Raw genomic sequence first — 21,717 nt, forward strand, 5'->3', positions numbered from 1 at the left:
CAGCATGGCGCAACAGAAACATCCACCCCATTCCTCCGCGCGACCCGGCGCCCGGCGCACCGCGGCGGTCCTGCTGGGCCTGGCGGGCCTGTTGCCGGCACCGTTTGCGCTGGCCCCTGTGCATGCGGCCAGCCTGGCTGCCCTGATCCACGAGTCGGCCCAGGAAGACCCGAGCGTGCTCGAGGCGCGCGCCCGCCAGGAGCAGGCCACCATGCAGACGCAGGTCTCTCGCAGCGGCCACTGGCCGGTGCTGGGCGTGCAGGCACAGCAGGAGTTCGACCAGAAGTACAAGGATCTGACCAATCCGGATCCGGTTGCGCTGACCGGCAAGCTCAACCTGTTCTCTGCCGGCGCCATTTCCTCGCGCGTGGAGCGCGACAAGTTCCGCGAGGAGTTCTACGGCAACAAGACCCTGGAAGCGCAGGAGAACCTCGCCATCAATATGGCGCAGCTCTACCTGAGCGCGTTGCGCCATGCCGAACTGCTGCAGACCGAGCAGCAGAACCTGCAGCGCCATGACAAGATCATCGGCGACCTCAACACCATCGTGCGCCATGACCCGGGCCGCAATTACGAGCTGGTGCAGGCACAGTCGCGCGCCCTGCAGGTGCGCATGCGCATGGTGCAATACGAGAAGGCGATGCGCCTGGCTCTGAGCAAGCTGGCGCGCTACACCACGCAGAAGGTTACCCTGGCCGACCCGTTCAACGGGACCGAATGGCGCAAGCATTACCAGGGCGGCAAGGACACGGCGTCGCATCCCAGCGTGCAGGCGCAGATGAACGAGATGAAGGCCACGCGTTCCGAACTGGACAACCTGCGCCGTTCGCGCTGGCCCAGCGTCGATCTGGTGGTGGCGGCAGGCAAGGAGCATCGCAGCACGCGCGTGGTGCTGAACTGGAACTTCCTCGATCGTGGCGCCTTCTACAGCCAGCAGGGCGCCGCCAAGCAACTGGCGGCCGCCGAAAGCCGCGTGCAGTTGCTCGAACGCGAAATCAGCGAGCGCAGCCAGACCGCGCAAGCGGATATGGCGCAAAGCCAGCTGCAGGCCGCGGCGGCCCAGGCGCAGATCGGCGCCTCCCGCCAGGTCGTTGATCTGTATGAAATGCAGTTCCGCATCGCCCGCCGCAGCCTGCTCGACGTGCTCAACGCCTATGCCGAACTGGCCAACGTCGAAGTCTCCAAGGTGACGGCAGACAACGACTACCGCACTGCCGTAGCCAGCTACCTCGATGCCAATGCGGCCCTGGTGGACTGGGCCCGCCAGGCGGCCATCGGACAGGTGCCGCAGCAGCGCACCACCCGGTCGCTGGCCCCGGAAAAGCCGGCTCCCGCCATGGCGGTTCCGGTCACCGAGCCGGTGCCTGAGCCGCAGACCTCCGCAGAGGCACCCGTGGGCAGCGCGCCCATGCAGGAGGCGGTTCCCACGCCCGAGCCAGTAGCAGCTCCTGCCGCACCCGTGGTCACGGAGCAGACAGCCGCGTCCCAGCCGCTGGTAGCACCCGAAGCTGCGCCGGCTCCGGTGGTCACTCACGCCGAAGAGGTGCCCGCCCCGGCGGTCCCGGCTCCGACCTACCAGGAATCAGCCGACATGCAGATCGGCGTTTCGGCCTTTGCTCCTGCGCCGCGCGCAGACAAGGAAGACGCCCCGCGCGCTGTCTCGGCCAACGAACTGGCCGAACAGCAGACCGCCGACGCTGCCGCCAGCGAACAGACAGCGCCGACCGGCGAGTTCAAGCCGATCCTGACGACGCAACCCCTAAGCGCCGAGTTCCGCGACACCCCCTGAGCGCTCAATCCGCAGGAGGCAGCCCGTCCCGCGCCTCCTGCGCACTGTCACGCTTGCGGCTGGCCAGCAGCAATGCAGCCTGGATCTGTTCGGCATCCAGCGCAAACGCCTTGCCGAATCCCGCATTGAAACTCGCCCGCACCGGCCGCAAGCGCCAGAACGCAAAATCCGCGAAATTGACATACAGCGCCGCCTTCGGTTGCCAGGCCACGAAGCGTTCCCGGAGGGCAGGGCGCTCGGCATCTCCCACCCGCTCGGCCAGGCAATCCATGCTCAGCCGGGCATAGGCCAGGGGATCGCCGCTCCCCGGCTCTCCCACCAGCAGGCAGCAGCGCCCGTCAGCCTCCAGCGCGCCAAAGTGCGCCGACAGCTGCGAAATCAGGATCAGCGGCACGCCCTCCGCATCCCGCCCCAGCGCCACCCGGCTCAACCCGGGCCAGCCACTGCCGGGCTGCAGCACTGCCAGATAACCATGGCGGGCCGGCCCAAGCACGCCGGCAGCACGGGCCAGTGCGGCTTCATCGACCGGATTGAGCAGGTCTTCACGCGAACGGGTATTCATAGGGTTTGCTGGTGCATGTGATGTGCCGCGAAAAGTGCATAATCGAAACCATATGCGCCGGCCGCGGAGCGCCGATGCAGTACAAGGAATCCAGTATATGGCGACGTCCAGAACGGTCAAGCAGTCAGACATTCCCGCAGACGCAGCAGCACCGGCCCCCGAGGCCGCCGAAGACAAGGTGCGCGTCATCAAGAAATACCCCAACCGGCGCCTGTACGACACCGCCAGTTCCAGCTATGTGACGCTGGCCGAGGTCAAGGCCCTCGTCATGGCGGTCGAGCCCTTCGTGGTGCGCGACGCCAAGACCAACGAGGACCTCACCCGCAGCATCCTGCTGCAGATCATCCTCGAGGAAGAGGCCGGCGGCAGCCCCATCTTCACCGAGCAGGTGCTCTCCAACATCATCCGCTACTACGGCCACACCTGGCAGGGTTTCTTCGGCGCCAACCTCGAAAGCAGCATCCAGGCCTTCGCCGACATGCAGAAGAAGGTGATGGAAATGACGCCCGGCCTCAACCCGGAAACCTGGCCCAAGATGATGCAGATGCCCGGCCAGAAGATGGTGCAGGAGATGATGAACAACTACACCGAGCAGGGCAAGCACATGATGCAGCAGATGCAGGAGCAGCTGCAGCACCAGTACCAGGCCAATCTGCAGCAGTGGCTGTCGGCGTTCCAGCCAAAGCGTTGACGCCTCGTCTACGCGGCAGGCAGACAGTCCATTGATTGTTTTCAGCTGCCTGGCGCCGGTGTCCGGTAAGCTGCAAGGGAAGGGCGCTGGCCTGCAGCATGGGAAGACCGTTGCAGCAGATGCACGCTGCAATGCGGGCGGGCGCTGCCGGCAAACCCCGATCCCGTCGAAACTGCGACAATAGCGGCCATGACTGAAACCGCCGCCATTGCCCCCGCTTCCGCCACCCAGCAGCCACCGAAAATCGGCTTCGTCAGCCTGGGCTGCCCCAAGGCGTTGACCGATTCCGAACTGATCCTGACCCAGCTCTCCGCCGAGGGCTACACCACGTCCAAAACCTTCGCCGGCGCCGATCTGGTGATCGTCAACACCTGCGGCTTCATCGACGATGCCGTCAAGGAAAGCCTGGACACCATTGGCGAGGCGCTGGCCGACAACGGCAAGGTCATCGTCACCGGCTGCCTGGGTGCGCGCGCCGGGCATGAGAGCGACAACCTGGTCAGGGAAATCCATCCCAGCGTGCTCGCCGTCACCGGCCCGCACGCCACGCAGGAAGTGATGGATGCCGTGCACACTCACTGCCCCAAGCCCCACGATCCGTTCCTTGATCTGGTGCCCGGCGGTTTCGGCGTGGCCGGCCTCAAGCTCACTCCCAGGCACTATGCCTACCTGAAAATCAGCGAGGGCTGCAACCACCGCTGCACCTTCTGCATCATCCCGTCCATGCGCGGCGATCTGGTCAGCCGTCCGATCGGCGATGTGCTGAAGGAGGCGCAAGCCCTGTTCGAAGGCGGCGTCAAGGAACTGCTGGTCGTCAGCCAGGACACCTCTGCCTACGGCGTGGACGTCAAATACCGCACCGGCTTCTGGGACGGCAAGCCGATCAAGACGCGCACCTTCGAGCTGGTGCAGGCCCTGGGCGAACTGGCCAAGCAGCACGGCGCCTGGGTGCGCCTGCACTACGTCTATCCCTATCCCAGTGTGGATGAACTCATCCCGCTGATGGCCGAAGGCCTGGTGCTGCCCTACCTGGACGTGCCGTTCCAGCACAGCCACCCCGATGTGCTCAGGCGCATGAAGCGTCCTGCCAGCGGCGAGCGCAACCTGGAGCGCCTGCAGCGCTGGCGTGAACTGTGCCCGCAGCTGGTGATCCGCAGCACCTTCATCGCCGGCTTCCCCGGCGAGACGGAAGAAGAATTCCAGCACCTGCTCGACTTCGTGCAGGAAGCGCAGATCGACCGCGCCGGCTGCTTTGCCTACTCGCCGGTCGAGGGTGCCACTGCCAACGAACTGCCCGGTGCGCTGTCGGACGAGGTGCGTGAAGAGCGCCGCGCCCGTTTCATGGCCGTGGCCGAGCAGGTCTCCGTCAACAAGCTGCGCCAGCGCATTGGCAGCACCATGCAGGTGCTGGTCGACAGCGCGCCCAACCAGGGCAAGAAGGGCGCCATCGGCCGCAGCTACGCCGATGCCCCCGAAATCGACGGCCTGGTCAGGCTGCTGCCGCCGCAGAAGATCAGCAAGACCCTGAAAGTCGGCACCTTCACGCAGGCCCGTATCGTCGACACCGACGGCCACGATCTGGTGGCGCTTCCGGTCTGAACGAGGCGCTTGCGCAAAGGCAAATGCCTCGTTGACACGGACACCGGCCCAGGAGCGTCCGGATGGCTCCCCGAGACGCTTATTCCGGCGTCAGCACCGCCTTCACCCGGCGGCTCTGCTCGACCAGATCCGCCGCATCCTCGCGCAATGCACGGATGCGGTTTTCCAGCACGTTGTGCACCTCGTGCGTGGGGTGGGGCAGGCGCTCCCCCTCACGCTGCGCGGCTTCCGGTACAGGCGCCACACCGTCCGTAGCGCCGGCGGCGCCCAGCACTTCGGGCAGCTCCAGCACCCGCACCGGTGCACAGCTTTCCTCCGACACGCACAGAATCGTGCGCGCCTCCTCCACCAGTGCGTGGGTCAGCACCATCGATGCCTGCATCTGCTGCCGATAGTCCGCCTGCCGCTGCAGCCAGGGCTGGCGGCGCAGCAGCATGCGCAGCGCCGCCACATGCGAGGTCATCAGGTAGGTGCGCACCAGCAGCCGGTTGATCTCGCTGATGCCGCGCTGGCGCACGCGCGGCTCGTCGAGCATGCGCAGCAGGGCGGCGTTCACGCCGGCAATCTCGTTGAGAAACTGCTTGCGCGACAGCCGGTAGGCTTCATCCTGCGTCACGTCTCCCAGCAGCAGCGCATGGCTCTCGCGCAGATAGCGGCGCGCCCCGTCGAACAGGCGCTGCAGCAGCCCCGGCAGGGCCTGGCGCTCCCAGTTGGGTAACACATAGGCAAACACAGTCGCGATCAGCACCCCGAGCGCGGTATCCATCAGCCGCTCCATCACCAGACCGGGCCCGCCCTGGCTGGTCGTGAGGTGCAGCAGCACCAGCACCGTCAGCGTGGCGGCCGTGGCGGTATACACATAGCGCAGCTGCACAAAGGTGGATGACACCATCAGCGACAGATACAGCACCAGCAACAACGGCAGCGTACCCTGTACCAGCTGCAGCACCACCGCCGCCACGATGCAGCCCAGCACCGTTCCCAGCATCCGCTGGCGGCGCCGGTCGCGCGTCATGCTGTAGCTGGGTTTCATGATGATCACGATGGTCAGCATGATCCAGTAGGCATGCGCCTTGTAGGGCAGGGCCTGCACCAGCAGCAGCGCAGCCACCATCGCCAGGCTGATGCGCAGCGCATAGCGGAAAATCGGCGATTGCAGGTTCAGGTTGTGCTGCAGCAGCTTCCAGTCGATGCGCGGGCGCGACACGAACAGCGCCATGTCGATGGCCGGCAACCGCTCCGGCGAGCTGCGCGTGGCGGCATGCATCTGCCCGATGCGGGTGATGGTGTCCAGAATCTTGTAGTAGGTGGAGCGAAGCAGCAGGAACACATCGTCGGACACCGGCACGCTGTACTCTCCCTGCTCCATCAGGTGCAGCTCGAACGCAATCGCGCGCTGCTCGGCCACATAGGTCACCGGCGACTCCGACGGCAGCCCGCGCGTCACGGCAAAGGCCACGGCTTCCACATCGCGCGTGGCCTTGGCGATCAGGTCGCGCAGGAACAGCATGATGTCGCTCTGCCCGAAATGCTGGTGCAGCGCGCGGTAGTCGGTATGCGTGCTCAGCACTTGTTCGTACACGTCCAGCATGCCCAGGTGGATCTGGATCAGCCGCGCGTCCTGCGGCCCCTGCAGCGGCTGCAGCACCAGGTCGCGAGCGGCCTGCTGGCGATCGGCCAGAACCACCTGCTGCCGGATCAACCGGGTGAATTGCTGCTCGATGTCGGCATTGCGCTCGTAGAAGCCGCTCTTGATGTCGAAATAGCGCGCCAGCTCGAACAGGCATTCGGCCAGCACCTGCTGCTTCAGGCGATGGCGTTGCCACCAGGCCACACCCAGCGCATAGACGAAATAGCACAGCCCGCCCAGAAAGAAACTGGCACAGGTGGCCAGCGGGTCTGCCTTCTGCCCGATATGCTCCACCGACAGCGTCATCGCCAGCAGCATGGCAAACTGCACCGGCATGGCACGATTGCCGTACAGCAGCAAAAAGGCCGAGCCAAAGGTCAGCAGGACCATGCTCGCGGCCTGCAGGAGCGGCCATGGTGTGAGCATGCCTACCAGCAAGGCTGCCAGGGTGTTGAGCAGCAGCGAAACGCCCAACTCGCGCCGCTTGTAGCGCAGGGGACCGAGCTGATCCACCAGTGCCAGAGCGGCCGCCCCGAAGGCTGCGGCCATGGCCCAGCCGGGCGGCAGCAGCGCCAGCGCCGCCAGCGCAATCAGCAGGATGCCGCTGCTGGTACGCAATCCGGTCGACAGATAGTGGCTGAACCAGAAAGTTCGCATGTCCAGCGCATACCGCATAGGCCCGGTCGTATCCGGTACCAGCAGGGAAAGAATGCGGTCGCGCAGCAGCATGGGTGGAAAACTCCTGTAATGGCGAGCCCAAAGAAAGAGGCAGCAGTCCCGGGTGGGATCTGCTGCCTGTGGATTGTGGCACGGGCTGCATGCAGCCCGCGCACGTGAGGTATCAACCCTTGATCAGACCATTCAGGCGTGCCGTGTGGATGGCCTGGGTGCGGCTCTTCACGCCCAGGCGGCGGAACAGACGCCACAGGTGCACTTTCACCGTGTGTTCGCTGATGCCCAGACGATCGGCAATGTCGCGGTTGCTCAAGCCCTGCTCCAGTGCCACCAGCAGCTGCGACTGGCGCTTCGACAGCTTGCTGTTGGCAAGCTCGGCCTCTTCACCCTCTGCCTCCGGCAGCATCAGGGAGCGCAGCGCGGAGAACAGGGCGGGCGTGGGCGTCTGCTTGGACAGGTAGCCATCGGCCCCGGCTTCCAGGCACAGCGGCTCGTTCTCTTCACCGCTCTGGTCGGAAATGGCGACCAGTTGCGATTCGGGGTAGGCGCGCTTGACTTCGCGGATGCCGGAGTGGCCCAGCGTATCGCTCAGCGTGAGGTCGAGGAAAACGGTGGCCGGCTGGCCATGCGACTTGACGGCCTGGGGCAGGTCGCCAATGCGGTCGAGCTCCACGACTTCTTCGCCCGGCTTGAGCCGGCGCAGCAGGTTGGCAAAGGCTTCTCGGTAGAGGGGGTGATCTTCAATCAGGTATACAGCAGACATGGTTTGTTTAGATGAAATGGCCGCAAATTCGGTTGCGATGGCCTGTAAATGTTTAACGTGGCCAAATCATAGAGTACAAAGGCTGGCATCTGCTTGGATGATTATTCAAACACCCTGCCAAAAATGTGAAAAGAATCAACTTTTGGCTTGAAATTTTAAAATTATGTTAAGAAAACAGCAATTTCAGCGGTGTGAGCAGCAGTTCGAGCAAACCATAGGTTGCATTCATCAGGGGGCGCATCCACAGCGAGCTGACCACGCCGCTCACCACCAGCGCCATCACGATGAAGAAGCCGTAGGGCTCCACGCGCGCGAGCGCATTGGCCGCCTCGCGCGGCAGCAGGCCGGTCAGCACCCGGCCACCGTCCAGGGGCGGCAACGGAAACAGGTTGAATACGAACATCACGATGTTCACCAGCACGCCGCCCTTGCACATCTGCAGGAAGAAGGGCTCATGCAGGCCCAGGCCCAGCAGCACATAGAGCAGGGCGCCCCAGAACAGCGCCTGGATCAGGTTGGAGGCGGGCCCGGCCAGGGCGACCCAGATCATGTCGCGCTTGGGGTGGCGCAGCCGGTCGAAGCGCACCGGCACCGGCTTGGCATAGCCGAACAGGAAGGCACCCGAAGTGGCCACATAGAGGAACAGCGGCATCAGGATGGTGCCGACGGGGTCGATGTGCTTGAGCGGATTGAGCGTGACGCGTCCCAGCATCCAGGCCGTGTTGTCGCCATAGTGGCGTGCCACGTAGCCATGCGCAGCCTCATGCACGGTGATGGCGAACAGCACCGGAATGGCGTAGATCGCGATGGTCTGGATGATGTTGGCGATGTCCATGTGGGCTTTCGTTGAAAGTTTGCAACAGTATGGAGCCTGCTCCCTGCTGTTTCCGGGCGCAAATGATGCCTTCGTATCAAAAAAATTTCAAAGATGGCGGTTCAGAGAGTACTACAGTCCGAGCAGCGAAGCTTCGCCGGCGCCCTGGCGCACCAGCTCCGGCGCATCGCCCTTGCCCATGGGAGTCAGGTCGACCACGGTGGTGGGCAGGTGCGGACAGGCGCCACTGTCGATCACGCCGGCCACCTGCTTGTCCAGCAGGTCGGCCACTTCCGACACGTCATGCAGCGGCTCGTCGCTGTCTGGCAGGAACAGCGTGGTGCTCAGCAGCGGACCATCGTGTTGCTCCAGCAGGGCCTGCAGCACCGCATGCTGCGGCACGCGCAGGCCGATGGTCTTGCGCGAGGGGTGGCTCAGGCGGCGCGGCACTTCCTTGGAGGCTTCGAGAATGAAGGTGAACGGCCCCGGCGTGCCGAGTTTGAGCATGCGGAACTGGCGGTTGTCCACGCGCGCGTAGCTCGACAGTTCGCTCAGGTCGCGGCAGATCAGCGTCAGCAGATGCTTGTCGTCCATCTGGCGGATCTGGCGCAGGCGGTCGCTGGCCGCCTTGTCGTCGATGTGGCACACCAGCGCGTAGCTGGAATCGGTGGGTACCGCCAGCACTTCGCCGGCATCCAGCAGCGCGACGGCCTGCTTGATCATGCGCGGCTGGGGATTGAGGGGGTGGATGTCGAAAATCTGGGCCATGGACTGCTCGGCAGCGGGCCAGCGGGTGGCCCGCTTCACAACGGGAAGGAATCAGGTGGAAGAAAGGGTGGCGCTGGCGCCATCGGGCATGCGCACGCGATGCCCCAGGTGTTCCCAGACAGGAGTGAGTCCGGATGGCAGCGGCGGCAGCAGGCCCAGGTCGAGCCGGCTTTCGCCGGGCGAGTGAAAGTCACTGCCGCGCGAGGCGTACAGGCCGAAATCCAGCGCCATCCGGTGGTAGACCTCGACCTCTTCCGCGGTGTGGCTGCAGGTAACCACTTCCACCCCCTGGCCGCCCAACTGGCAGAAGCTGCTGAACAGCGCGTGCTCCTGTTGCGGCGTAAAGCCGTAGCGGGCCGGATGGGCAATGATGGCCATGCCGCCGGCATCGCGGATCCAGCCAACCGCCTGCTCCAGCGTGGCCCATCGGTGCGGCACGAAGCCAGGCTTGCCTTCGGTCAGGAAGCGGCGGAACACCTCGCCGATATCGGCGCAGGCGCCAATCTCGACCAGATAGCGCGCAAAGTGCGAGCGCGAGATCAGGTCCGGATTGCCGACATACCTGAGTGCGCCCTCGAAGGCGCCGGGAATGCCGACCTGCTCCAGCTGCCGGGCCATCTCACGCGCACGTTCCTCGCGGCCGCCGCGGGTGCGACGCAGGCCTTCGATCAGGGCAGGCTGGGTGTGGTCGATGCCGAGTCCGACGATATGTACCGTCTTGTCGGCCCAGGTCACGGAAATTTCCACACCGGCCAGGAAGGGCAGGCCAAGGGCCGCCGCTGCAGCAGCAGCGCGGTCAATGCCGCCGACTTCGTCATGGTCGGTCAGAGCCCACAGCTGCACGCCATTGGCGTGTGCGCGCTCTGCCAGCCATTCCGGAGTCTGCGTGCCGTCGGACACCACGGAATGGCAGTGCAGATCGGCGTTGAGCGAAGGGGAAAGGGTCAGCATGTTCACCGGTTCATTGTAGGGAGCGCCAAAACCCTTTTTGCCATCAGGTCTTGCGGGATTGCAGCTGTTCGGCCAGCTGGCGCAGCGCCTGGGTATGGGCGTTTTCGGGCATGCCGGCGGTTGCGGCGATGGCGCGCTGTGCCTCGGCCGCAGCGGCGCGGCGGGCGCCGTCAAGGGCTCCGGTATTGCGCACGATGGCCACCACGGCTTCGAGGGCGTCGACCGAGCCCTGCTCGATCGCATTGCGGATCACTGTGGCCTGCTCCGGCGTGCCTTCGCGCATGGCGATGATCAAGGGCAGCGTGGTCTTGCCTTCGCGCAGGTCGTCGCCCAGGTTCTTGCCCATGTCTTCCACCGTGCCTTCGTAATCCAGCACGTCGTCGATGATCTGGAATGCGGTACCCAGGGCCTGGCCATATTCGGCGCAGCGCTCCTCCTGGGCAGCATCGCAGCCGGCCAGTACGGCAGCGATACGGGTGCTGGCCTCGAACAGCTTGGCGGTCTTGGAGCGGATGACGTGGAGATAGTCCTCTTCGCTCAGCGAAGCGTCGTGCATGTTGATGAGTTGCAGCACTTCGCCTTCGGAGATGATGTTGGTGGCATTGGCCAGGATGTCCATCACGCGCATGCTCTGCGTTTCCACCATCATCTGGAACGAGCGCGAATAGAGGAAGTCACCCACCAGTACGCTGGCCGGATTGCCGAAGGTGGCGTTGGCAGTGGGACGGCCCCGGCGCAGGGTGGACTCGTCCACCACGTCGTCGTGGAGCAATGTGGCCGTGTGGATGAATTCGACCACTGCGGCCAGGCTGTAATGCTTGTCGCCCTTGTATTCGAGCGCCTCGGCCATCAGCAGCAGCAGGGCGGGGCGCAGTCGCTTGCCGCCGGCCGAGATGATGTATTGCGACACTTGTGCCACCAGCGGCACGCCCGTGGTCAGGCGGTCATGGATGACACGGTCCACCTGCTGCATGGCAGGCGCGATCAAGGCGAGGGCAGACGGGGGAGCGGAAGCAGACAAGATGGTTGTCCTGGACACGGAAAACGGAGGGCCGAACCAAAGCCTGGATGGAATATCCGGCCCGGTGTGTAAGCATTCATTATAGGGAGTGGCGGGGCCCGTCCCCGGGGAGCGGGGCGGGTCGGGCAATACTTTGCGGGTACTGTTGCGCAGTTGCCCGGGCCGGTCCCGGCCCGCCGCAGGAGCTTGACTGCCGCGGGGTTTGTGCCATCGAGCCAACGGAGCTTGCTCCGCTAGACAATTCATAGTAGAATCATTGGCTTGCTGGAAATCCGTCCGGCAAGATTTCAATGTATTGAGGTTTACACAATGTACGCAGTCATAAAAACCGGTGGCAAGCAGTATCGCGTTGCTGCTGGCGACAAGATCAAAGTAGAACAGATTGCTGCGGACGAAGGTAAAGAGATCACCATTGATCAGGTTCTGGCCGTCGGCAACGGCGACAGCCTGACTGTGGGTTCTCCCCTGGTTTCCGGCGCAACCGTGGTGGCCAAAGTGGTCGCCCATGGCAAACACGACAAGGTCCGCATCTTCAAGATGCGTCGCCGCAAGCACTATCAGAAGCGCCAGGGCCATCGCCAGCAGTTTACCGAGCTGGAAATTGCCTCCATCAACGCTTGATGCACCAAGGAGAGTAACTCATGGCACAGAAAAAAGGCGGCGGCTCTACGCGCAACGGGCGTGATTCCAAGCCCAAGATGCTGGGTGTGAAGGCATTCGGCGGCCAGTTGATCAGCGCTGGTTCCATCATCGTGCGTCAGCGCGGTACCCGTTTCCACGCTGGCAACAACGTGGGCGTGGGCAAGGACCACACCCTGTTCGCCCTGGTGGACGGCCACGTGTCCTTCGGTCAGCGCGGCGCGCTGAACAAGTCCGTGGTGGACATCACGCCTGCCGAATAAGCAGCGTATGCCCCTCCGGGTCAGGCTACGGCCTGATCCCCAGCAAGCCCCGTCCTGTGCGGGGCTTGCCTGTTTCTGGCGTCGGCAGAAAGCAGCACGGTGGCCGGTTCCATGGCCTTGAAGGCGCCGGAGGGCGGATGTTCCGTGGCCGGCATGCCGGTTTTGGCTTGGGCCGCGACGGCCCATCCCCTACAATCAATGATTCAACGGTGCAGGGTTCTGCGCCTGGATGCGTGTTGCGCATCCCCTGACTTGCGAGTGCAATCCCCATGAAATTTGTAGACGAAGCGTTCATCGACATCGCTGCGGGCGACGGCGGCAATGGCTGCGCTTCGTTCCGCCACGAAAAGTACAAGGAATTCGGCGGACCGGACGGCGGCGATGGCGGCCGTGGCGGCCATGTCTGGGCGATTGCCGATGTCAACCTCAACACCCTGGTCGACTACCGCTATGCGCGCCGCTTCGAGGCCAAGCGGGGCCAGCATGGCATGGGCTCGGACATGTTCGGCGCTGCCGGCGACGACATCACGCTGAAGATGCCGGTCGGCACCATCATCACCGATGCCGAAACGGGCGAGGTGCTGTACGAGCTGCTGACGCCCGGTGAGCCGGTGCTGATTGCCAAGGGCGGCGATGGCGGTTTCGGCAACCTGCGCTTCAAGAGCGCCGTCAACCGGGCGCCGCGGCAGAAGACGCCGGGCTATCCCGGCGAGCGCAAGAGTCTCAAGCTCGAACTGAAGGTGCTGGCCGACGTGGGCCTGCTGGGCATGCCCAACGCGGGCAAGTCCACCTTCATCGCGGCCGTGTCCAATGCGCGGCCCAAGATTGCCGACTATCCCTTCACCACGCTGCACCCCAACCTGGGCGTGGTGCGTGTCGGGCCGGAGCAGAGCTTTGTCGTGGCCGATGTGCCGGGCCTGATCGAGGGCGCCGCCGAAGGCGCCGGCCTGGGCCACCAGTTCCTGCGCCATCTGCAGCGCACGCGTCTGCTGCTGCATGTGGTCGACATGGCTCCGTTCGACGAAGCCGTCGATCCGGTGGAGCAGGCCCGGGCCATCGTGGCCGAGCTGAAGAAATACGATGCCGACCTGTATGCCAAGCCGCGCTGGCTGGTGCTGAACAAGCTCGACATGGTGCCGCAAGACGAGCGCGCGGCGCGCGTGAAGGATTTCGTCAAGCGTTTCAAGTGGAAGGGGCCGGTGTTCGAGATTTCCGCGCTGACACGCGAAGGTTGCGAAACGCTGATCCGCGAGATCTACCAGCACATCCATCGTGCGCAGGTGGCCGAGCAGCCGCCGGCCGAGGTGGATCCGCGCTTTGTCGAGTTGCCGGATGATTTCGATCCGCGTTTCGCCGAGCTGCCGGACGAGGCGGCGGAACAAAAACCCGCCAAGCGACCGGCCGCACGCCGTCCCCGCCGCAAGCCCGAGGCAAAATAATGCCCATGTGGCCGCGCCGGCGGTCGCTCCTGTTCCCATTGCCGTCCTTTTTCCCATGCCCACTGACCAGACCCTGAGCCATCCCGCAGCGATGCTGCAGCACGCCCGCCGCATTGTGGTCAAGGTGGGGTCCAGCCTGGTCACCAACGAAGGACGCGGCCTGGACGAGCAGGCCATCGGCGAGTGGTGCCGGCAACTGGCCGCGCTGCGCGCCGACGGCCGCGAAGTGATCATGGTATCCAGCGGCGCGGTGGCAGAAGGCATGAAGCGGCTGGGCTGGCACACGCGCCCGCGCGAGCTGAACGAACTGCAGGCGGCGGCAGCAGTCGGCCAGATGGGCCTGGCGCAGATGTACGAAACCAAGCTGCGCGAGAATGGCCTGGCCTCCGCGCAGGTGCTGCTCACGCATGCCGACCTGGCCGACCGTGAGCGCTATCTCAATGGCCGCTCCACGCTGGTCACGCTGCTCGAACTGGGTGTGCTGCCGGTGATCAACGAGAATGACACGGTGGTCAACGACGAGATCAAGTTCGGTGACAACGACACGCTGGGCGCTTTGGTGGCCAACCTGGTGGAGGCCGACCTGCTGGTGATCCTGACCGACCAGAAGGGCCTGTTCAGCGCTGATCCGCGCAAGCATCCGGATGCCACGCTGGTGGCGGTGGGGCAGGCCGGCGACCCCGCGCTGGAAGCCATGGCAGGCGGTGCCGGCAGTTCCGTCGGCACTGGCGGCATGCTGACCAAGATCCTCGCGGCCAAGCGTGCGGCCGGTTCGGGCGCCAGTACCGTGATTGCCTGGGGGCGCGAACCCGATGCGCTGCTGCGCCTGGTGCAGGGCGAAGTGGTGGGCACCGTGCTGGTGGCGCCGACGCAGAAGCTGCAGGCGCGCAAGCAGTGGATGAAGGACCACCTCAAGCTGCATGGTTCGGTGATGGTGGATGCCGGCGCCGCTGCCATGCTGCAGCAGGGTGGCAAGAGCCTGCTGCCCATCGGCATGACCGAGGTGCAGGGCGAGTTCCGTCGCGGCGAGGTGATTGCGGTGCGCAATCCCGAAGGCGTGGAAATCGCGCGGGGTCTGGCCAACTATTCCAGCTACGAGGCGCGCCAGCTGTGTCGCAAGCCGTCCAGCCAGTTCGAGGCGCTGCTCGGCTACACCGCCGAACCGGAAATGGTGCACCGCGACAATATGGTGCTGAGCCGCTGAGCCGCTGAGCCGCTGAGCCGCTGAGCCGCTGAGCCGCTGAGCCGCTGAGCCGCTGAGCCGCTGAGCCGCTGAGCCGCTGAGCCGCGGCCCGGCGGTTCGTTTACATGCCGGCCGGGTCCATCCACGCCGCCTTGCCGCGTTTGATCATGCGGCGGGCCTCCTTGGTGGAGATCGGCGGGGCGTAGCTTTCGCAGATGCCGTTGCGCGCCAGATTCTTGGCGTGGCGCGAGCGGGCGTCATGCAGGTCCGACCATTCCGTCTTCACTTCCTGCCAGCCGGGTGGCGTGGCGCCGAAGTCGTAGCGTGCATAGGTCTTGACTTCATAGGTGCGGCAGCGAATGCCCTGATAGTAGGCCGAGCGGGCCCCCTCGCTGCTTTGCAGCAGCATCACGTAGCGCACCACGCCATCCGGCGCCAGTTCCACGCTGTCCAGGTCGACGCCCACCTTGAGCGTCGAATAACCCGGTTGCTCTACCGTCACCAGATTGCGCGTACTCAGCGCGGGTGCCGGCGGCACGGGCGCCTCTTTCCAGGGGCCGACTTCCTCTTCGCCGGCATACTGGGCCAGCGCGCTGCCACCCGCAAGAGCGGCGGACAGGCCCAGCAGCAGGACAGAAACGGGGCGGAACAGGCGGATCATGAGGGATTCTTTCGCGAAGGCGTGCCGGCGGCCGGCACGCAGGGTGGTTGCGGATCGAAACTGGCATCCGGCGGCAGATCGAAACCTGGCGTTGCATCCTGCGGAGCTTGCAGCCGGCCGTCCGGACGCTGCGCCTGACGGTCGCGCTGCTTGTAGCTGGAGCGCAGGTAGCGGTTGCGCTGGTCGTTGCGCGGCAGAAAGCGCGCCAGCTCGGTCAGCGCCATCTCGTAGACGCCGCGCTTGAACTCCACCACCACGTCCAGCGGCACCCAGTAGTCATTCCAGCGCCAGGCGTCGAATTCGGGGTGGTCGGTGGCGCGCAGGTCGAGCTCCCAGTCGCCTGCCATCAGTTGCAGCAGGTACCAGATCTGCTTCTGGCCCTTGTAGTGGCCGCGCGCTTCGCGGCGGATATAGCGGTCGGGCACTTCATAGCGCAACCAGTCTCGGGTGCGGGCAACAATGCGCACGTGGTGCGGGAAGAGTCCGACTTCTTCCCGCAGCTCGCGGAACATGGCCTGTTCGGGCGATTCCCCGCGATCTATGCCGCCTTGGGGGAACTGCCAGCTGTGGGTGCGGATGCGCTTCCCCCAGAACACCTGATTCTTACGGTTGAGCAAGATGATGCCGACGTTGGGACGGAACCCTTCCCGGTCGAGCATGATCAACTCCAATTCTTTAATTGGACTCATTATGCACGGCTGCCCGCCGTTATCAACGAGAATAACACCTATAGCCCCGCCCGCAGCTTCAGCATTGCGGCGTGGCACTGTGTTGTCAGAACCATTGCAATTCCATGAAAGCTTCCCAGTTCCTCATCTCCACCCTCCGCGATGCTCCTGCTGATGCCGAAGTCGTCAGCCACAAGCTCATGATGCGCGCCGGCTTCATCAAGAAGCTGGGTGCAGGCGTCTATACCTACATGCCCATGGGCCTGCGCGTGATCCGCAAGGTGGAGGCCATCGTGCGCGAGGAAATGAACCGCGCCGGCGCCATCGAGTGCACCATGCCGGTGGTGCAGCCGGGCGAGCTGTGGCGCGAAACCGGCCGTTTCGACAAGATGGGCGACGAGCTGCTGCGCTTCAAGGACCGTCACGACAACGACTTCGTGATCCAGCCCACCAGCGAGGAGGTGGTGACCGACATCGCGCGCCAGGATTTCCGCAGCTACAAGCAGTTGCCCAAGAACCTGTACCAGATCCAGACCAAGTTCCGCGACGAACGCCGTCCGCGTTTCGGCCTGATGCGCGGCCGCGAGTTCATCATGAAGGACGCCTACAGCTTCGACAAGGATGCCGAGGGTGCCAAGGCCAGCTACCAGAACATGGCGCAGGCCTACCGCCGCATCTTCGACCGCTTCGGCCTGAACTACCGTGCCGTGGCGGCCGACAGCGGTGCCATCGGCGGCGACCTGAGCGAGGAATTCCAGGTCATCGCCGCGACCGGCGAGGACGCGATCGTCTACTGCCCCGAGAGCGATTACGCGGCCAACATCGAGAAGGCCGAAGCCCTGGCACCCACCCAGGCGCGTCCCGCGGCGAGCCAGGCGATGCAGGTCACGCCCACGCCGGGCAAGAGCACCTGCGCCGATGTGGCCGAGCTGCTGGGTGTGCCGCTGCAGACCACCGTGAAGTCGCTGGTGCTGGCAACCGACGAACTGGACGACGATGGCAACGTGAAGGGCAGCCAGATCTGGCTGCTGCTGGTGCGTGGCGACCATGACATGAACGAAGTCAAGGTCGGCAAGGTGCCGGGCCTGAACCAGGGCTTCCGCTTCGCCACCGAAGACGAGATCGTGGAGCATTTCGGCACCAAGCCGGGCTATCTGGGTCCGATCAACACGCGCAAGCCGGTGAACCTGGTGGTGGACCGCGACGTGGCCGTGATGGCCGACTGGATCTGCGGCGCCAACGAGGTGGATGCCCACATCACCGGCGTGAACTGGGGGCGCGACCTGCCCGAACCGGCCGTGGTGGCCGACATCCGCAACATTGTCGAAGGCGATCTGTCGCCCTGCGGCAAGGGCAGGCTGGCGATCGAGCGCGGCATCGAGATCGGCCATGTGTTCTATCTGGGCACCAAGTACAGCAAAGCCATGAACGCCACCTTCCTCGACGTGAATGGCAAGACGCAGCACTTCGAGATGGGCTGCTACGGCATCGGCGTGACGCGCCTGCCGGCCGCCGCCATCGAACAGAACCACGATGAGCGCGGCATGATCTGGCCAGAGTCGATTGCGCCGTTCACCGTGGTGATCTGCCCCATCGGCATGGACCGCAGCGAAGCCGTGAAGGCCGAGGCGACCAGGCTGTACGACAGCCTGCTGGCCGCCGGTGTCGACGTGATTCTGGATGACCGCGGCGAGCGCCCGGGCGTGATGTTTGCCGACTGGGAGCTGATCGGCGTGCCGCACCGCGTGGTGCTGTCCGAACGCGGTATCCAGGCGGGCGAGTGCGAGTACCAGTTCCGTCGCGATGCCGAAGCGCAGAAGCTGCCGCTGGCGGGGATTGACGCAGGGCTGCTGGAGAAACTGGGGCGCTGAACAGGTTGTTTCCGATGAATGCACGGCGCCGCCAATGGCTGAAGCAGGCCACGCGCTGGAGCCTTGGGGGCCTGGCGCTGGCAGGCGGCGGCCTGCCGCTTGCCGCCCTGGCAGGAGCGCAGAAGGAGGAGCATCTCGCCGACTCGGTGCGCACCGCACTGAGCGCCGCCGTGCAGGCCTCGGCGCCGCCCGTGCCGGTTTTCGGCGATCGCAAGTCCGAGATGGAGTATCAGGCCTGGCTCGCCGCCATGAAGCGTCGGCTGGGCGCGCGCATGATCGACGATTTCACCCGCCACGAGTTCCTGCAGACGGTCTGGTACGAATCCGCCCGCGCCGGGCTGGAGGTGTCGCTGGTGCTGGGCCTGATCCAGGTCGAAAGCAACTTCCGCAAGTTCGCCATCTCGGCCGTCGGAGCACGCGGACTGATGCAGGTGATGCCGTTCTGGGCGCGCGTGATCGGCGATGGCGACGCCAGCAAGCTGTTTCACCAGCAGACCAACCTGCGCTTCGGCTGCGTCATCCTGCGCTACTACCTGCAGCGCGAGAACGGCAACCTCTTCTACGCGCTGGGCCGCTACAACGGTTCGCGCGGGCAGGCAAAGTATCCCAATGCCGTACTTGGGGCGCAGCGCAACTGGCTACTGTAAAGCGCAGGCAGACTGCAACCGGGAGCGGAGCCATGGCGGCGGGCAGCAGCAGGCAGCCGGAGCCGCTGGCTCGCCCCTCAAGCCGCGCATCCCGGTTCAGCGGATGCGCCGCACCCAGATGACATTCACGGTGACCAGGCCGGCCAGGACGGCATACAGGCTGGTCATGTTCCCCCATTGATCGCGGCCGAGCATGATCAGCAGCGGTATGGCAATCATGACGACAGTGGTCAGTATCATGCGGCGGCCAATGGCGCGCGCGTATTCCGGCGGGCGCTGTTTCAGCCCCCGGATGCCTTGCAGCATCTGCCAGACGGCCGACACCGTCAGCGCCAGCACCAGGCCCAGCAGGATTTCGGTCTGCGTCATGCCTGATCCGCCTGCAGACGCGCCTGGTGGCGGGTGATTTGCGCCTGCACCTGGGCCGGAGCGGTACCGCCCAGCGTGTTGCGGGCGTTGAGCGAGGCTTCCAGCGTCAGGGCGTTGTCGAACACGTCGTGCTCCACGTCGCGGTTGAAACCCTGCAGCGTTTCCAGCGGCAGTTCGGCCAGATCCACGCCCTGGTCCTGCGCCGTCTTGACGGCATGAGCCACCACTTCGTGCGCGTCGCGGAAGGGCAGGCCCTTCTTCACCAGATAGTCGGCCAGGTCGGTGGCGGTGGCATAGCCCTTGCTCGCAGCCGCGCGCATGGCGGCGGCATTGACGGTGATGCCGCCTTCCTTGGCGCCGGTCTGGGCATTGGTCTGCCCGCCGATCATCTCGGCAAAGATGCGCAGGGTGTCGCGCACGGTATCGACCGTGTCGAACAGCGGCTCCTTGTCTTCCTGGTTGTCCTTGTTGTAGGCCAGCGGCTGGCCCTTCATCAGGGTGATCAGGCCCATCAGGTGGCCGACCACGCGGCCGGTCTTGCCACGCGCCAGTTCCGGCACGTCCGGGTTCTTCTTCTGCGGCATGATGGACGAGCCGGTGGTGAAGCGGTCGGCAATGCGGATGAAGCCGAAGTTCTGGCTCATCCACAGTATCAGCTCCTCGCTCAGGCGCGAGACGTGCACCATGATGAGCGAGGCCGCTGCGGTGAATTCGATGGCGAAGTCGCGGTCGCTCACGGCATCCAGACTGTTATGGCAGACGCCTTCCATGCCCAGCGTCTGCGCCACGCGCTCGCGATCGAGCGGGTAGGTGGTACCGGCCAGCGCGGCGCTGCCCAGCGGCAGGCGGTTCACGCGCTTGCGCACATCGGCCAGACGCTCTTCGTCACGGGCAAACATTTCCACATAGGCCAGCAGGTGATGCGCAAAGCTCACCGGCTGCGCCACCTGCAGGTGGGTGAAGCCGGGCAGGATCACGTCCACGTTCTTCTCGGCTACGGCCAACAGCGCGGATTGCACCTCGCGCAGCAGGCCGCTGATCAGGTCGATCTCGGCGCGCAGCCACAGGCGGATGTCGGTGGCGACCTGGTCATTGCGGCTGCGGCCGGTGTGCAGGCGCTTGCCGGCGTCGCCCACCAGTTGCGTCAGGCGCGCTTCCAGATTCAGGTGCACGTCTTCCAGTTCCAGCTTCCATTCGAAGGTGCCGGCCTCGATCTCGCTGCGGATCTGCGCCATGCCGCGCTGGATGGCGGCGTAGTCCTCGTCCTGGATGATGCCCTGGGCGGCCAGCATCTCGGCATGCGCCAGGCTGCCCTGCATGTCGGCCTGCCACAGGCGCTTGTCGAAGAACACGCTGGCGGTATAGCGTTGCACCAGCTCGCTCATCGGTTCGCTGAACAGGGCGGACCAGGCCTGGGACTTGGTATCGAGTTGGTTGTGGGAGCTGGACATGGTGGAAGCTGGAATGGAAGGCCGGGACAGGATGCGCCATGCACTACAAAAGGCACTTGAAAGCATGGTGCAGCATGGCGGCGGGCGGCCAGCAAAGCGCGCGCATGATGCGCGCCTGCTTCAGCCTCAATCCGCGCCCCGACAGATAAAACCTTGATTGTAGCGAAGGCCCTTGCCGCACGCAGCATCGGGCAAGGGCTGCAGACGAGGCGGGTGGCGCCCGGGGCGGGGCAACCGTGCTAGCATGTGCGCCATTCTCTGTATGCGCTGTCCTCTGCGGCATTGCGCCGTCCTGCTGCTGTCTGTCATGTCCATCGAGTCCACCCAAGCCCCCCTGCAACTCACCATCGCCACCCGCGAAAGCCGTCTGGCCCTCTGGCAGGCGGAGCACGTCAAGGCCTTGCTGGAGGCGCAGGGGCACAGTGTCACGCTGTTGGGCATGACCACCCAGGGTGACCAGATTCTGGATCGCAGCCTGAGCAAGGTGGGAGGCAAGGGCCTGTTCGTGAAAGAGCTGGAAGTGGCCCTCGAAGAAGGCCGCGCCGACATCGCCGTGCACTCGCTCAAGGACGTGCCCATGGATTTGCCGGCCGGCTTCGAGCTGGCCTGCGTGATGGAGCGCGAGGATCCGCGCGATGCCTTCGTGTCGCCGCGCTACGAGAGCCTGTCCGCGATTCCGCATGGCGGCGTGGTGGGCACCTCCAGCCTGCGCCGCACCGTGCTGCTGCGCGCCGCACGCCCCGACCTGCGCATCGAGCCGCTGCGCGGCAACCTCGACACGCGCCTGCGCAAGCTGGATGAAGGCCAGTACGACGGCATCGTGCTGGCAGCAGCCGGCCTCAAGCGTCTGGAACTGGAACAGCGCATCCGCCATGTGATGGAGCCGCAGCAGATGCTGCCCGCAGCCGGGCAGGGTGCCCTGGGCATCGAGATCCGCTCCGGCCGGCCGGAGCTGGTGGCCGCGTTGCAGCCGCTGGTGCATATGCCGACCTGGCTGCGCGTAAGCGCCGAGCGCGCCGTGAGCCGCGCCATGGGCGGCAGCTGCTCCATGCCGCTGGCCGCCTATGCCACGCTGCAGGGCGATCTGCTGCAGATCGACGCTGCCTGGGGCGATGACCAAGCCGCAGGGGCGGTGTCGCTGGTACGCGCCACGGCCAGTGCCCCGGTGGCCACGCTGGCCGAAGCCACGGCCCTGGGCGAACAGGTGGCCCGCGAGCTGATCGCGCAGGGCGCACGACCGGCGACTGCGGCGCACTGAGAGCC

21 protein-coding genes are annotated in these 21,717 nt (G+C 65.2%); 10 read left to right on the top strand and 11 right to left on the bottom strand.

What is annotated here, in order from left to right; genetic code table 11:
• The first annotated feature begins 4 nt into the window (after positions 1-4).
• Positions 5-1,789, top strand: a complete 1,785-nt coding sequence (locus tag ACX36O_RS02820) for a TolC family protein (protein ID WP_488360018.1) — start codon at positions 5-7, stop codon at positions 1,787-1,789.
• A gap of 4 nt (positions 1,790-1,793) precedes the next feature.
• On the opposite strand, the gene ACX36O_RS02825 is transcribed toward ACX36O_RS02820, so the two are convergent.
• The gene (locus tag ACX36O_RS02825; RefSeq protein WP_488360019.1) at positions 1,794-2,351 is read right to left on the bottom strand and encodes a HugZ family pyridoxamine 5'-phosphate oxidase; all 558 of its coding nucleotides are present in this window, start codon (positions 2,349-2,351) and stop codon (positions 1,794-1,796) included.
• A gap of 97 nt (positions 2,352-2,448) precedes the next feature.
• Between ACX36O_RS02825 and phaR the strand changes: the two genes are divergently transcribed.
• Both phaR and rimO read left to right on the top strand, forming a co-directional pair.
• The gene (gene phaR, locus ACX36O_RS02830) at positions 2,449-3,042 is read left to right on the top strand and encodes a polyhydroxyalkanoate synthesis repressor PhaR (RefSeq protein ID WP_488360020.1); all 594 of its coding nucleotides are present in this window, start codon (positions 2,449-2,451) and stop codon (positions 3,040-3,042) included.
• 189 nt (positions 3,043-3,231) lie between these two features.
• Positions 3,232-4,641: a 30S ribosomal protein S12 methylthiotransferase RimO gene (rimO, locus tag ACX36O_RS02835; protein WP_213359028.1), complete on the top strand. Its 1,410-nt coding sequence runs from the start codon at positions 3,232-3,234 to the stop codon at positions 4,639-4,641.
• 79 nt (positions 4,642-4,720) lie between these two features.
• Here the strand turns inward: rimO and ACX36O_RS02840 are convergent, their stop codons facing one another.
• The 6 genes from ACX36O_RS02840 to ACX36O_RS02865 form a co-directional block, all read right to left on the bottom strand.
• Complete coding sequence (locus tag ACX36O_RS02840) at positions 4,721-7,000, bottom strand: FUSC family protein (protein WP_488360021.1); 2,280 nt, start codon at positions 6,998-7,000, stop codon at positions 4,721-4,723.
• Positions 7,001-7,112: 112 nt separating this feature from the next.
• A complete protein-coding gene (locus ACX36O_RS02845) occupies positions 7,113-7,709 on the bottom strand; it encodes a response regulator transcription factor (protein WP_213359047.1) in 597 nt (198 codons plus the stop codon).
• A gap of 166 nt (positions 7,710-7,875) precedes the next feature.
• Entirely contained in the window at positions 7,876-8,544 is a 669-nt protein-coding gene (locus ACX36O_RS02850; RefSeq protein ID WP_213359050.1) for a site-2 protease family protein, read from the bottom strand.
• A 111-nt stretch (positions 8,545-8,655) separates the two neighbouring features.
• Positions 8,656-9,291, bottom strand: coding sequence for an L-threonylcarbamoyladenylate synthase (locus ACX36O_RS02855; protein WP_213359057.1), 636 nt, complete (start codon positions 9,289-9,291; stop codon positions 8,656-8,658).
• Positions 9,292-9,342: 51 nt separating this feature from the next.
• Entirely contained in the window at positions 9,343-10,242 is a 900-nt protein-coding gene (locus tag ACX36O_RS02860) for a 3',5'-nucleoside bisphosphate phosphatase (RefSeq protein WP_213359060.1), read from the bottom strand.
• A 43-nt stretch (positions 10,243-10,285) separates the two neighbouring features.
• Entirely contained in the window at positions 10,286-11,215 is a 930-nt protein-coding gene (locus ACX36O_RS02865; RefSeq protein ID WP_213362616.1) for a polyprenyl synthetase family protein, read from the bottom strand.
• Between the two features lie 357 nt (positions 11,216-11,572).
• Here ACX36O_RS02865 and rplU point away from each other — a divergent pair, with 357 nt between their 5' ends.
• The 4 genes from rplU to proB all read left to right on the top strand — a co-directional run bounded on the left by rplU (position 11,573) and on the right by proB (position 14,808).
• Positions 11,573-11,884 (top strand): 50S ribosomal protein L21, encoded by a 312-nt coding sequence (rplU, locus tag ACX36O_RS02870; RefSeq protein ID WP_091815956.1) that lies wholly within the window; start codon positions 11,573-11,575, stop codon positions 11,882-11,884.
• Between the two features lie 20 nt (positions 11,885-11,904).
• Positions 11,905-12,165 (top strand): 50S ribosomal protein L27, encoded by a 261-nt coding sequence (rpmA, locus tag ACX36O_RS02875; protein WP_091815958.1) that lies wholly within the window; start codon positions 11,905-11,907, stop codon positions 12,163-12,165.
• A 269-nt stretch (positions 12,166-12,434) separates the two neighbouring features.
• Positions 12,435-13,604 carry an Obg family GTPase CgtA gene (gene cgtA, locus ACX36O_RS02880; RefSeq protein ID WP_213359064.1) on the top strand — a complete coding sequence of 390 codons (1,170 nt, stop codon included), beginning with the start codon at positions 12,435-12,437 and terminating at the stop codon, positions 13,602-13,604.
• Between the two features lie 55 nt (positions 13,605-13,659).
• Positions 13,660-14,808, top strand: coding sequence for a glutamate 5-kinase (gene proB, locus ACX36O_RS02885; protein ID WP_250130959.1), 1,149 nt, complete (start codon positions 13,660-13,662; stop codon positions 14,806-14,808).
• 100 nt (positions 14,809-14,908) lie between these two features.
• Here the strand turns inward: proB and ACX36O_RS02890 are convergent, their stop codons facing one another.
• Together ACX36O_RS02890 and ACX36O_RS02895 are read right to left on the bottom strand one after the other, a co-directional pair.
• Positions 14,909-15,448, bottom strand: coding sequence for a CNP1-like family protein (locus ACX36O_RS02890; protein ID WP_213359067.1), 540 nt, complete (start codon positions 15,446-15,448; stop codon positions 14,909-14,911).
• Positions 15,445-16,107: an RNA pyrophosphohydrolase gene (locus ACX36O_RS02895; protein WP_213359069.1), complete on the bottom strand. Its 663-nt coding sequence runs from the start codon at positions 16,105-16,107 to the stop codon at positions 15,445-15,447. Before ACX36O_RS02895 ends, ACX36O_RS02890 begins: the two co-directional genes overlap by 4 nt.
• A gap of 134 nt (positions 16,108-16,241) precedes the next feature.
• Between ACX36O_RS02895 and ACX36O_RS02900 the strand changes: the two genes are divergently transcribed.
• Together ACX36O_RS02900 and ACX36O_RS02905 are read left to right on the top strand one after the other, a co-directional pair.
• A complete protein-coding gene (locus ACX36O_RS02900) occupies positions 16,242-17,987 on the top strand; it encodes a proline--tRNA ligase (RefSeq protein WP_488360022.1) in 1,746 nt (581 codons plus the stop codon).
• A 14-nt stretch (positions 17,988-18,001) separates the two neighbouring features.
• Positions 18,002-18,634: a lytic transglycosylase domain-containing protein gene (locus ACX36O_RS02905; protein WP_371686485.1), complete on the top strand. Its 633-nt coding sequence runs from the start codon at positions 18,002-18,004 to the stop codon at positions 18,632-18,634.
• 96 nt (positions 18,635-18,730) lie between these two features.
• Here ACX36O_RS02905 and ACX36O_RS02910 read toward each other — a convergent pair whose 3' ends face one another.
• Both ACX36O_RS02910 and argH read right to left on the bottom strand, forming a co-directional pair.
• Positions 18,731-19,003 carry a hypothetical protein gene (locus ACX36O_RS02910; RefSeq protein WP_213359082.1) on the bottom strand — a complete coding sequence of 91 codons (273 nt, stop codon included), beginning with the start codon at positions 19,001-19,003 and terminating at the stop codon, positions 18,731-18,733.
• Positions 19,000-20,454 carry an argininosuccinate lyase gene (gene argH / locus ACX36O_RS02915; protein WP_488360023.1) on the bottom strand — a complete coding sequence of 485 codons (1,455 nt, stop codon included), beginning with the start codon at positions 20,452-20,454 and terminating at the stop codon, positions 19,000-19,002. The genes ACX36O_RS02910 and argH overlap by 4 nt, the downstream gene beginning before the upstream one ends.
• 307 nt (positions 20,455-20,761) lie before the next feature.
• Here argH and hemC point away from each other — a divergent pair, with 307 nt between their 5' ends.
• Positions 20,762-21,712 (top strand): hydroxymethylbilane synthase, encoded by a 951-nt coding sequence (hemC, locus tag ACX36O_RS02920; RefSeq protein ID WP_371686487.1) that lies wholly within the window; start codon positions 20,762-20,764, stop codon positions 21,710-21,712.
• Positions 21,713-21,717: the final 5 nt, after the last annotated feature.

Source organism: Brachymonas sp. KE5 (genome assembly GCF_057773645.1).